This window comes from Flavobacterium algicola (assembly GCF_022399565.1).
GTDB classification, from domain to species: Bacteria; Bacteroidota; Bacteroidia; order Flavobacteriales; family Flavobacteriaceae; genus Flavobacterium; species Flavobacterium algicola.
Genome location: NZ_JAJTUT010000003.1, coordinates 253,605 through 267,755, shown reverse-complemented (window position 1 = coordinate 267,755; position 14,151 = coordinate 253,605). Strand labels below are relative to the sequence as shown.

The 14,151-nt window shown below is 33.8% G+C and carries 6 protein-coding genes; all 6 read right to left on the bottom strand.

The genetic code is table 11. The features are described from left to right. Positions 1-5: 5 nt before the first annotated feature. Positions 6-2,300 carry a glycosyl hydrolase family 95 catalytic domain-containing protein gene (locus LXH21_RS11920; RefSeq protein ID WP_239866160.1) on the bottom strand — a complete coding sequence of 765 codons (2,295 nt, stop codon included), beginning with the start codon at positions 2,298-2,300 and terminating at the stop codon, positions 6-8. A 6-nt stretch (positions 2,301-2,306) separates the two neighbouring features. After that, a complete protein-coding gene (locus LXH21_RS11915) occupies positions 2,307-3,755 on the bottom strand; it encodes a glycoside hydrolase family 30 protein (protein ID WP_239866158.1) in 1,449 nt (482 codons plus the stop codon). 23 nt (positions 3,756-3,778) lie between these two features. Then, a complete protein-coding gene (locus LXH21_RS11910) occupies positions 3,779-5,374 on the bottom strand; it encodes a sialate O-acetylesterase (protein ID WP_239866156.1) in 1,596 nt (531 codons plus the stop codon). A 440-nt stretch (positions 5,375-5,814) separates the two neighbouring features. Next, positions 5,815-7,929, bottom strand: a complete 2,115-nt coding sequence (locus LXH21_RS11905; RefSeq protein WP_239866154.1) for a TonB-dependent receptor domain-containing protein — start codon at positions 7,927-7,929, stop codon at positions 5,815-5,817. A 256-nt stretch (positions 7,930-8,185) separates the two neighbouring features. After that, positions 8,186-12,250 (bottom strand): hybrid sensor histidine kinase/response regulator transcription factor, encoded by a 4,065-nt coding sequence (locus LXH21_RS11900; protein ID WP_239866152.1) that lies wholly within the window; start codon positions 12,248-12,250, stop codon positions 8,186-8,188. Positions 12,251-12,289: 39 nt separating this feature from the next. Next, a complete protein-coding gene (locus tag LXH21_RS11895; protein ID WP_239866147.1) occupies positions 12,290-14,125 on the bottom strand; it encodes a metallophosphoesterase family protein in 1,836 nt (611 codons plus the stop codon). Positions 14,126-14,151 lie beyond the last annotated feature (26 nt).

The window sequence follows — 14,151 nt, the reverse complement described above, 5'->3', positions numbered from 1 at the left end:
ATTTACTAATATTCGTATTTGGGTACTTTGTACTCCATAATTTCAGTGTAATTTTTTCCTTTCTTGACACCGTATTGATTTGTCTCTGAATTTGAATGTTTGACAGGTTCTACTATTAATTTTTTTTTATATTGATTAACAAGAGTTATAATGTCCCCTTTTTTTAAATCGATACTGTATTCATCTGTTCCTATTTTCTGTATAGTAATTCTTTTTCCTGCACTCACTTGTAGCGCGTCATTCCAATCTAGAATTTTTACAGTACAAGGATTTCCAGCCAAACTTTTAATAGATACCCATTCCGTTTTTCCTTCTCGTCTACTGGCACTAATCAAGAAGCCTCCTTGCGCCCTTAAATCTTGAAAAGAAGCTTCTTTCCATAAATCTGGGACAGCAGGAAATATTCTTATTTTATTACCCCAACTTTGTAATTGCAGTTCCATTATCGATGCTGCTGCACTCAAAGGGGTTTCAATCACTGGATTTTTACCATCTCCCTCCATGTAAAATGTATTCGATAACAGTAAAGCTGTACCAATCTTGCCATTTAAAAAATGATTCATGATATTATAGGCTTCATTTCCATTTCCTAGTGCAGCATATAGTGAAGCCGCACCTGTAAATGAATAGCCTACCAATTTATTTCCGTTTTCGATTTTATGCCAATGCGTTACCGACTTTTCAACCAAGGCTCGGTCCTTGGGTGAGTCAGGATTTAATTGAAACAAAGGATACAAGCCTAATAAATGCGAGTAATGTCTGTGCGACATATCTACAGCTTGATCACTACCAATCATCAGTCCGTTTTCATTAACTGGATAATCAACTAAATCAGCAAGTATTCCTTTCCATATCGGAATTTCATTTGTATGCTTTTGGAATTTTTCATTCGAATCAATTAGTCCGTTAAGCAACCATCTTAAAATCGCTAAATTGTAATTTGTGTTCGAAAATGATTTAAAGCCCAAATATTCTGGTGATCCCATTGGTTTCAATTCTAATTTGCCTTGTTCATTTCGAACCATCTTATTGTCGTACTTCTTTAAGATTTCAATGGCTTTTGGTACCCACTTGTTCTGAATTGCTTCATCGTCTCCTTTGTATTTGAAGTACAACCAATAGTTATGCGTTGCCCAAGCAAAGTCACCCAAGTTACTACCACTTTTATTTGCAATCATGTACTCAAAATGCGTGTCGATTAACCTAATGAAATTTTCAGCAATGTCGAGATGGTTACTTGTATTAAAGGGCCAATAGGTCAACTGAACATTTAGATTCCACCATAAACTTGGCCAACCTGTATTTTTGTAAAAGGGTCCCATCAGATCTAATGCAGGTCCATCTGCTCGTGAACTTGCCGCCATTTTGTAAATCTGAATCCAATAGAAGGACTCCATTTTTGCATCTGGCATCGATATAAAAGATTTTTGATAATAATTATGCCACCAATCTCTATGCGTGCTTTCTACTGTTTTTGAAGTAATTACATCTTTTATTGTTTGGACTGCTACCTTTTCTGAAATTGTTGAGGACGGAACTTCATTAGCAATGGCCACAAATAATGTACTCTTATTATTTCCCTTTACTTCTTTTAATTCTGTCCATGCTGTTGCATAATCACCCCCAGCTAAAAGTGATTGTGTGCAAATTAAAATATTGTTTTCTACCTTTATTACCGGTTTTGGATTTGGCTTGTAATTCAAAGTACTTTCATGGTCTGGCTTTGCGTATACGCGAGGCGTTATTGGATTTCCTGCTAGCCACTCCCATTTGTATTCTGCCGATTTACCTTTTATTTTTTCAGTCGAATGAATGTCTATAATATTCATCATTCTGCCGTAAGGAGTGTATGCTCGAAAAGATATTACTCCCAAATCTGTATAAATTTGGCCGCGAACTTCAGCATTCCACAAATCTTGTCTAATGGATGCCGACTTAATTTTCCCAACAGGATATAGCGCCATTCGACCAATATCTAATCTAGAAAAATCATATAAATCAGTTCCTTTTATTCCCATTGAAGTCTTGCTGTTGGGCGCTCCTCTGTGATCTGTGACATCCTGCCTACCCATATGAAAATCAATGCGATTTTCGGTCCTAGTGGCATAAATCATCATTCCAACCTGACCGTTTCCCGTAAAGGCTCCTTCATTCCACTGCAACGGAATTTCTTCCCATAATAAATCATGTTGCCCCATGAATTTGGGCCAATCAATTTTGTTAACTACTTGACAATTGGCAGTGTAACTAATCAAAAAAGCAGCTACTAAAAATATATTTTTTAAAAAATCCCCTACCATAGCTCCTTAATTTTCAATAATTACTGTATTGATGGACTTTGGCTGAACTGCAATAGCTACTGATTTATCTTTTATTTGTAATTGTATTGACTGAACTTTGTCGTCTGGATTGTTGATTAATACGGCTATTTTTCCGTTTTTTAATTGAAATGCTAAGTGATTCTTTCCCTCAGAAGATTTCACCAAATGGTCTCCTGGTTGCACAAAATGAGATAAGTGTTTGAATAGATAAAATTCATCGGTGTATTTTACTGCTTTTGATTCTTTATCTATTACCACCATTGAATTTTGTGGCCAACCCCAAGCACTTTTCCCCGTTTGGTCTAGTACCATATTCCAATACATATGTGAACCTGCATTGTTGTTAAAAAAATGTACCAAAGTTTCCCATGAATTCTCGTAGGAAGTCCAATCGTTTTCCCCTTCTCCACATTTGTTTTCGGTCTGCATGTATTTTAAATTCGGATATTCTTTTTTAATTGTAGGGATAGCCTTAGATCCTGCCCATTGAAAACCAACACCTTTGATGTAATTTGCTGCTTTTTTATTATCCAAAATAGTTCTAACATATTTGGGATCTGCAAAATTTATAGTTCCCAACCATATTTCGGTATTCAGATTATCTTTTTCAAACTGTGGTCCTAGATAGTCACCAATAAAAACTGCAAAATCATCTGGTCTCCAGGTGCAACTTGGCCAGTTTGGCGCATATGCAATTTCGTTTTGAGGCTGAATCGAAAATAAATCAATTCCTTCTTTTTTATAAGCCTGAATAAATTTCGAAAAATAAAGAGCATACGCTTTTAAGTATTGATCTTGCATTTTGAAAGCGGTAGCGTTGCTAAGTATCTGTGCTCCGGGATCCATTCTGTTCCCTTGCTCGCGACCGTTCCAATCCCCTGCTCTTAAAGAATAATGTTCATTTACCTTCATCCATGCGGGAGGTGTCCATGGCGAAGCCCAAATTTGTAAATCGGGACGCACTTTTAAAGCTTTTTTTAGATAAGGAATGAGAATGTATTTGTCCCTATCAATATTAAAATCGCGCATTACAAAATCTCCTGGAACATCATTATGAGAATAATAACTCAATGAATAATCAGATGCTCCAATTGGAATACGACACATAGAGAAGTTGCAACCACTTTTAGAAAAAAGTGCATCGATTACTTCTTGACCTTTTTTATCTTCTAAGGACTGAATGGCTTCCCAACCCAATTCATTAAAAGCACCACCAATTCCATCCACTTTCTGCAATAAACTATCGGTATAGATGGTAATTTTTGATGCGGTAGCTTCATTCCCTTTTAGCAAGAATTTTTTGGGTTGCACCCAGCGATTTATTGCAGTACTATAGGTCAATTCCGCTTTCTGCGCATAGTTCATGCTGCATACAAAAAATACAGCCATCATTAGTTGAATGCGTATTACTCTCTGGTTATTTGGTTGGTTCATAGTCGTTGGTTTCGCTTATTATATTATTTGATTGTAGAAAAAACTGCTGCTGGTAAACCTTCTTTGTTGTACAAATTGGCTCCTTCAGGATTTCCTTTCCAAGCGTAGCGTACGTTTACAGGATTAGCTACCAAATCACTTGAAACTTCAATTTTATTCTTCGCTACTATTTTGGCTTTCGCCACTTTCCAGATACCATCAGCGCCAACGATTTCAAACCAATTTAATGGCTCTTTGACTTCCTTCGTATCAGTAAGGCGATCTTTATTACCAACCATTAATCCAGAACCAACTTCACTAAAGTCGATTTCGATTTTGTTTCCTTTAATTTGCATGTCCTTGTATAATGGTCCACTTACTGCAGTCACATCCATTTTGTAATCTTTTTGTAAAGCCCATAAAGCCAAACGTTTTCCTGCATCCATCTTATTATGTGGATGTATGTCCATTGGCTCTCCGATATCATACAAGACTGCCATACCCGTATTTGGTAATTTTAACGATCTTCTTAATTGATCATTTACAGTTGCCCAACCATCTTCAGCTTTATCATTTCCTCTGTTGCAAGCAGCCAATTGAACCCAATAGAATGAGAAATCACCTTGTTTCCAATCTTTTCTCCATCCTTTTATCATTGCAGTAAAATAATCCTCATATTCATTTGGCATAAATACAGCATTGCTTTCTCCTTGGTACCAAATTGCTCCTTTTATGGCATAAGGAATAACCGCAGAAAGCATTCCGTTATAAAGAGTTGCTGGTAACTGCATGTCCTTCAATGGTCCGTTTGTAGGTTTTGGTTTTTTTCCAACTTTTCCTTTTTTCTCCCATTCTGCCAATTGTTTTTGGTAATTGGTATCTACATAACCTGCAGCATTCATTTCTTCGATTTTAGCAAGAGACTCTTTTGTACTTGCTTCATAATAATCTTTTCTATTTTTATCCTCCAAATAAACTTCTTCAGAAATCCAAGGTTGCACACGTGTACCTCCCCATGAGCATTCTACTAAACCTACAGGAACATTTAAACGCTTGCGCAGTTCTTTGGCAAAAAAGTATCCTGTAGCTGTAATTTTACTAGTTTGGCTAGGATTTACACTTCTCCAACTGTCTTCAAAATTCATTTTTTTCTCTAACAATGAAGTAGTCTGAGGTACTTCGATATGGCGTATCCAATCATCGTTGGCAGTTGCAATTTCGTTTTTAATATAATCTGCAAGCGGTTGATCTTTTGGATCTTTTGCTTTATTTGCAAATTTCGACATATCAAAATCCATGTTAGATTGTCCCGTGCAAAGCCATACTTCGCCCGATAATACATCGTTGATCACTATCTTATTTTTCGAAAAAACTGTAATTTGATGAGGCCCTCCTGCTTTGGGTGTTTTTATATCGGCACGCCAATTTCCGTTTTTATCTGTGATCACTTGTGCAGATGCTCCCCAACTTGTTTCGACCGTAATGATTTCACTTGCATCTGCCCAACCCCAAATCGGAATAACAGTTTCTCGCTGAATTACCATGTGATCAGAAAAAAGGGCGTTTAGTTTTACATCTGCTTTGGCGATATTTGGTAAAACAAAAAGTAACAGTAATAAGAATTGATAGTGCTTTTTCATTTTTTATTTTTTTAAAATTAGATAACAATTGTTTTTTTATATTTTCTAAAATTTCACTCGATTTATTAGCTTCTTTAATGCGGCAGTTATCAAGTCCAGTTAAATTTTATTTAGGTCATATCTACTTTTTAATTAGCATCAATGGATTTACATTTTAAATTTATGCATTACTATCTAAAAGTAATAAACACTTTTATAATCTCAAGAGAACCGATAATACTACATACAATATTATCATTTAGTAAGCAATAACGATATAAATTAGCGTGCTTAGGCTTTAACTTATTACTCATTTATGAAATAAAACCAGAAAAGCCTTGTTTTGCTGGAGCAAACAAGGCTTTGTAACATTTTGAAAAAACAATATGACTATCTATTTTTCGAAATAATTTATTCTGAATATCTTTATATTTACATTGTAAGAAGCTATAAAGCTGGTGTTAATTGAGTAACCCTTCTTCTTCTTTTTTAGTGTTATTTAATAAATTGGAATCTTCTTTTGCTAATTTATTTTTTGTTGGTATCTTGTAATTTAAACTAAATCCGAATTTTCTAGAGTCCATTTTATTATTAAGAAGTAAAGGTGTCCCGAACGAATTAATTACGGTTCTGTTTGAATTTAAAATATCATCGGCATAAATTGATAAGGTAACTTGATTTTTAAATAACTTTTTTGACAAGTTCAAATCCAACGAATTTCTAAATGATTTCTCAAAAGTGAAATAATAATAATTCCCATTTGGTACAATGTAATTATAGTTGGCTACAAATTTTATTTTTTCTGGAAGCAGAATTTGCGACATAAAATTAAAAAGCCAGAACCCGTTGGTTTTTACGCCTGGAATTTGATGGTATTGGTATCCCGAATACACATAAAGAAAATTCATAGTATCAGGATTCACATTCATCTTCATCGTTTCTGCCAAACCTTTTGTAAATAACATGTACGGAATTGGCATACCGAAATTAAAATTATGAATTTTTACTTCGGATAAATTTTCATTACTGTTGAATACCAAGTCATCTTGAAGTGAAATTCTGGTTATCACTTGATTTTTTGCCGAACTTAAATTATAACTCAAAAAAGCATAATCAAAGGCGCTTAATTTTATCTCATAATTATTAAATATGGTCGGCTGCAAATTTGGATTTCCAGAGTAATCAATATTTGGATTTTGATAATTGGTATTGTTCGGGTTTAATGCAGACGTGCTCGGCAGTGTGATTTTTTTGTTATAGTTTACATTTAAAAAAATCATTTTATTAAAGTTATACTGTGCGCTAGCATTGGGGAAAAGTTTAAACTGTCTGAAAGCTGATAAATCCTCAGTGTCAGTTGTACCCGATATATCATAATTTTCTGCTCTGGTTCCTACAATAAATTTAAATTTATCAAATTCTGTTTGTAATTCTACGTAGGATGCTGCGGTAGTACGATTGTAATCTAAATTGGTCAATCCCTTACTTGCAGCCTCAAAAAGCAATGCTTCATACAATGCTCCGAAACTTAACTTACCATTATCACTAAATTTTAATGGTTGTGAATAATCAACTTTAAAATTATAAAGATTTTGTTTTGATGAATTGTTTAATGTTGTAGAAGTATTCCCAGTTGGATACAACTCGAAGGTATTGTCATTATTATCATAGCTGAACTTAAACTCTAATTTTTGACTTGAATTTTCAAATTTCTTCTGGTAGGTTGCTACAGCACTCTGGCGCAAACCATCACTCAAGGAAGTGTCATCTGTATTAAAACCAGGACCATTTCCTAATGTGTAACTGTCATTATCATTTTGTGTAATATCATAATTTAATAACAAACGATCTTTACCTATATCGAATGTCAAAACTGATTTTAAGAAATTATTTCGTCCTACACGATCCGCATCTGTTTGCGATAGTAATGATAGATTATTATTTTCTTCCTTCTTAACTGAAGTCCAAACCGCACTTTCTCTATAATTCTGACCAACATTTAATTGCCAACCAAAATATTTATTTTTAGCATTCAACAAAATGCTATTGTTCACTCGCCAGCGCATATCATAGTAATTTGTAAAACTGGTACTATTAGTGTAAGTTGCGCTTAGATATTTTTTAGCATTTTTATTGGTAATAATATTTAAGATTGCACCACCAGAAGTGGCAGGAAACTCAGCACCTGGTTGGGTGATGATTTCGATTTTTTCAACCGAATTGGCTGGCATTCCTTCTAAAAACGCATTGAGTTCTGTGCTTGAAATATTAAGTGGTCTACCGTCCATAAATACCGCTAATTGCTTTCCTTGGTACATCATTCCAGCAATATCTGAGGCGATTAATCCTGGTAACTTTTTAATACCTTCCAAAACAGATCCAGAATTGAGATGTGGTTGATCTGCTATGTTAAAAATAGTTCGATCAGCTTTTTGCTCCACCGCTTTTTTGGCTGTTACAATAGAAACTTCGTCCAATTCGGTTGTTTTTTCAATATGCTTATCGGAAGGGTTTTGTGCAGATAGTGTGGTTGTAAATCCAAGACATAATAAAACAATCACGTAAAATTTCTTCATACTTGCAGGCTTATATTTTATAAAACTTCTGTCTATAATTATTCAAAGTATCTTTAAAACACTTATTTTAAGTTTTAATATAGCAGAAATAACTCGCAAGTAAAACTACACAATTTAATTTATATCTGGATTTTTTTTATTTGTCCCATCATAGAAAGTTCTAACTGCTTATTAAAAGTGCGAAAGTAGTCAAAAGCAATAGCTCGTTAGTCTACAGGTTTGCAAGATAACTTTCGAAAAAAAATCTGCTAAACTATTATTTCAACAACCTACTTGGAGAGTATCCAAATTGTTTTTTAAAGCATCTACTAAAATAAAGCGGATCATTAAAACCAACCATATCTGCCACTTCTGTCACATTATAATTCTTGGTTTTTAACAAAACTGCAGATCTTTTTAAACGAATAATTCGTATAAATTCATTTGTAGATAAATCTGTTAATTGTTTGATCTTTCTGTACAATTTGGACGAACTCATAGCGAGTTCGTTGCATATAAAAATAGAAGTCAATTCTGGGTTGGCAATATTGTCTTCGATAAGTTGCTTTATTTTCGAAATTAATTCAATATCAATTTCAGAATGGGATAAGGCTACAACATCACTTTCGACATCGCCCAAAAAGCGTTGTTTCAAATCAAGATGAATCTTTATGATATTGTCAATTCTTGTTTTAAGTAATGATGGGTCGAACGGTTTTACCAAATAGCCATCTACACCAATTTTATAACCTTTAATTCTGCTTTTATTTTCGGCCAAAGCAGTCAAAAGTACTACAGCGGTATGACAGATATTCTCGTCGGCTTTGAGTTCTTCTACAAATTGAAAACCGTCCATCACAGGCATCATCACATCTACAACGCATAATACAGGTTTGATTTTACGACATACTTCAAGTCCCTCTTTTCCGTTTTCTGCCTCATAGACTTTGTAAAAACTGGATAAAAAGTCAACAAGGTATTTTCTTAATTCTGTATTGTCGTCAATTATTAATATTTTAAGTTTTATTTCTGCATTTTTATTAATCCTATCGTTGCTTATTTGTTTGACTTCTTTTTGATTTGCAAGCAGCACATTCGATGTAAAACCAATATTTTCGTCTTTTTCAACAATTGGTGAATCATCAATTTCATCCTCTGTAAAAGCTTTTTTAGCCACTGGTAATTCCACGGTAAAAATACTTCCGCGATTCGGTTCACTTTCTACTTTAATCGTTCCTCTTACTATTTCTACCAAAGCTTTAACAAATGACAATCCTATTCCGGTACCCGTAGTGTTTTCTTTACTATTACTTGCCTGATAGAAACGATCAAATATACGTTCTTGACTTTCTAGTGGAATTCCGATTCCGTCATCGCTTATTTCGATAATTAATGTCTCTTCAACTCCTTGTTTGATACCAATATACAAATCAATATTTCCGTAATTGTTGGTAAACTTCATGGCGTTGGAAAGTAAGTTGAATAAAATCTTACTGTATTTATCCATATCGATCCAACATTCTATAACATCATCTTCAACATTAAAATTGAAACTAATATTTTTGGTATGCGCCATCTCGATAAAAGAGTTAAAAATATCGGTTGTGTCCGGTAGGATATCTGTTTTGGTCACCCTTAATTTTAACTCACCCGTTTCTGCTCTCCTAAAATCTAATATTTGATTTACCAATCGCAACAATCGATTTGCATTTTGGTAAATGAGATTCACCCTGCTTTTCTCATAGCTGTTACTATTATCTTGGTCTAGCAATTGCTTAACAGGCCCTAGAATTAAAGTAAGTGGCGTGCGTAATTCATGAGATATATTTGTGAAAAATCGAAGTTTTTCATTGTTTAATTTCTCATCACGTTCCCTTCTAATTTTCTCTGTTAACAGTTCTTTTTTTAATTTTAAACGGTAATTAACTTGTTTACTAAAGAAGTAAATTAAAAAAGAAAGTAGTGCTACTATTAAGATAATTCCTTTGTAGGTAAACCAGAAAGTCGGTAACACTTTTATATCATAGGAAACGGTATCACTCCATATTCCATCACTATTACATGACTGTATTTTGAAAACATATGATTTTGAATATAAATTGGTGTATTGTACAGTTCTTGAATCACTGTTGGTTTCAATCCAATTTTTATCAAACCCTACAAGCATGTATTTAAATTTGTTGAGCCTCTCATTTGTATAAGAAGGCGTAGAGAACTGAATCGAAAAATTACGATTATTATAATTTAATGTTATGCTTTTGTTTTTGTTTAAATCCTCTAAAAGTGGTATTTGACCATTGCTTTTTATTCCCGGAAGTATTTCTTTATCCTGAATTTTAAACTCGGTAATCATGGGTTTTGGAGACCATTTGTTTTCACTAATTTTATGTGGTGAGAAATAGATAATACCATTCTTTCCACCCAAATATATTTGAGAGCTGTTGAAATTATAAAAACCACTAGAACTAAAAATATCTAATTTATTTCCACCATTTACATGATAAATATTTGCTTTATTTTGACTGACTCTGTACTTGGCAATATTGTTATTGTTCATATTAAGCCATAAATCGCCATTGCTATCTACAACAATATCGGTAATCCATTTACCATTAATTTCCTTTGGTTCTGTAACCTTTACAAATTTGTCATGTTTTGGTAAATAACTCGCTAGTCCCATGCGCGTAGCGGCCCATATTTTACCCGAAGCGTCCATAACTACATCACTCACATTATTGTGCGGCAGGCCATATTTTGTTCCCGAATTTTGTTTGTACAACTTTGATCTTTTTGTAGCAAATTGGTATTTTACCAATCCCTCTTCTGTTGCAAACCATAAATTTCCAGCTTTATCTTTTGTAATTTTATTGACTTGGTAGCCTGGTAGCATTTTCCCGACAGGCGTTATTGGTTGTAGCGTTTTTTTATTTAATATTGTTGCACCTTCTCCAAAAGAGCCAATGATCATAGAAGTGGCATCATAATCAACAAAGGTAAAAATGGGTGAATTTTTGAAACCTACATCTATAATTTTTGAGCTATTGTTTACATAATCATACAATAACACTTTACCACTCCATAATCCGCAGTAAAATGTTTTTCCGTCATAGGAATAAATACTTGCGATGTCATTTTTATTATTGTACAGTGGCACAAAACCGTTTTTTCTAGAAATATATAGTCCGTTATGTCTCGTAACAGCAATTACATTATCGTCATAGGTTTTAGAAAAACCCCTAATACGTGGTGCTTTATTGTCAATATAATGTGAGATGTCTTTATTGATCTTAAATTGATTTTCGAAAGGATCGTATTTATCAAGACCATCTTCTGTACCGATCCATAAGACTCCTGAAGCATCAAAATACAAAGCAGAAATTAAATTATCTACCAAGGAGGTATTGTCTGATAGTATTGAATAATGCCACTGATAGTCCCCTTTTTGAATGTCTTCGAGTTGATTACAGACCAATAATCCTCCTAATGTTCCTACCCAATATTTTCCGTCGGGTGCACGGGCGATGGAGAGGAAGTAAGGACCTAAATTATCTCTTTCCGCAGAATTACTAATGTAGAGATTTACAAAGGCATTGGTAGTTGTATCTAATTTGTAAAGCCCTTCACGGGTCCCTACAAATATATCAGATTTAAAATCTTCGTATATAAAATTAATGTAAGGATTGACTCCTTTTGAATTTGGAATCGACAGCGTGTACTTGGAAATTTCTGAAATACCACCCTTTCGATCAAGAATAATTTTTGCAATAGCACCTGAGCCATACGAACCAATCCAGATATCTCCTTTTGAATCCTCAAAAATATCTTTGATGTAATTAAATCCTTTGATATTTATTTTTTTGAACTTACCGTCAGTAGGCGAGAAAAGGTAGAGTCCTGCATTTTTGGTACCCACCCAAACTCGTTTGAATTTATCAACGTATATCGAGCGAATTTCCTGATCAGGTAAACTATCGGGGTTTCCTTTCTCCTTTACATAAGTGGTGAATTTTTGTGTATCTAAATCAAGAAGTGTTAGTCCGTTTCTAGTACCTATCCAAAGATTATTTGATACTTCATCTAGTTTTAACACCGTTATATCATCATTGTACATTTTGTTCTCGTTGAGCGATGTACTTAAATATGATTTGAATTGATAGCCATCAAAGCGATTAAGTCCCGAAAAAGTACCTAGCCACAAAAATCCATTTTTGTCTTGAACAATATGCCTAACCGAATTATGAGAAAGACCGTCACCATCATTATAATGTTCAAATTTTATATTTTGACCCGTTATAGTAAGGAATGATGAAAGGAATAGAAGTATTAAAAAAATCTTTTTCATAAATATAAAATGCTGTAAAAAATCCTAAGATAGGAATAGTTAATGAGTTATTCTATCAATAGTATTTAATTTTAAATCGATTACAAAATGATTTGAAGGAGCGCCATTACACGTTTTTTCGAATATTTCAGCCCACAATTTAAAATTGGTGTTTGCCGATTTTTCAAATTGTTTACAGACCAATTTATATTGTTCCAATCTAGCTATACCAATATCATTTATGGCCAACTCATCGGCACTTTTGAGTCTGTAATAATCATAGATCATATCAAATCCTGTCCACTGCTCAAAATCAGTTAATGCTATATTATCAGGTAATAGTTCTCCATTTAAATTTTGGTCAAATAGGAACAGTAAATCTTTCCCGCTTGCTTCTAGCAATGAGTCTTTAAATTCTAATGGCCAATCTTCTTTCAAAAATCGCAATCGAACCAGCTCTTTTAAATGCCATTGTGTATACTCTTTGTAAGTTTTTGAATTTAATACGTCTTCATTCCAGATCGTACTATTGCCAGTTTTAACCAGGTAATCATGTTCCTGCTTATACAGGGGAAATAATTCTTTAAAATTTGCCACGGAATCGATTACAATAGTTTCGATTTCCATAAGCTGATTGCTCTTTACAGTAAGCAGTTTGTATGCCGGAATGTAAGCAGCCAACGAAGACACTTGGATATTTACTAGGCTTTTTCCATTTTCATAAGTGCGCACTCCTGTGTCATTAATGTGCATATGACCTCCAAAATGAATTTTTATACCTGCCTCTGCAAAAATTTGTGCCACATTTTCATCTGGTACTCGGTGTAATTGCATTTTATCTTCGCCAAATAAATTTTCTATTGCTACTGTTGCATCGTCATTATAATCCACCATCGGATAATGACTAAATGTGATTAGAGTTTTCCCTCTACTGTCAGCCTCTTTTGTGATTTTCTCTATCCATTTGATCAAATGCTCTTTATGTGTCAAAACATGGTTGTACCCAACATTGGGACTATCATAATTGTCTGGATTATTTGGGTCATCTTTTGCTTTTTGTTTTGGAATGTACACATTGGCATCAATTGCCAACAACCACAAACCATCAACCGGTTCTACCAAATAACTTAAATCTGGAATTGGAGAACCGAAGGGTGGTATCGTATATTTTCTATTGTCAATTAATGCTGCCTGAGTAGCCTTTTTATAATTATATTCAGAATAATTATAGCTAGAAAATGGCGTCTCCCAATATACGTCTGACTGTTTTGGAGTAAAACCAAAATCTTTTAGTTCTGATAAAACTTCATTATATCCCAAACGACCTATATCTTTTGTCACTACTATTGGTAACTCTGATGATTCCTTTGGACTATAAAGTCCTTCTTTACTCATAATTACTTGCTGCTTGCCACCCTCACCCAAGAAATCTTTTTTCCCACCATCCATCAAAAAAGGTCGCACCACATCATGATTTCCTGTTGTAATAAAAAATTGTATACCAAATTTGTTCGAGTAGTTATTTAAAATATTTTTTATTCCTCGAATGTTCAAAGGCTGTCCATCATCCGTAAAATCTCCTGGCAAAGCAACGTATTTAATCTTTCTTTTCGCAACATCATCCAATGCTGCAATAAATGCGAAATAATTTTCATTGAATAACCTCGTAGACTGCAACTGCGATTGCATAGTCCTTGCCAGAGTATATTTATTTGTCATTGGATTTAAAACACCTCTATAATTGAAGTCTGAAAATTCACCATAGATATCTAATAAATGTACATCTGACAAGAAAGCAATCTTCACTTCTTTGTTTTGCACTATTTTAGTACTATTACAGGCTGAAATGAATAGCAATAAAAGTGCTAGCGGAACGTATTTTATAATTTGATTCATTTTTTTTTATCGTAGTAGCAATCGTT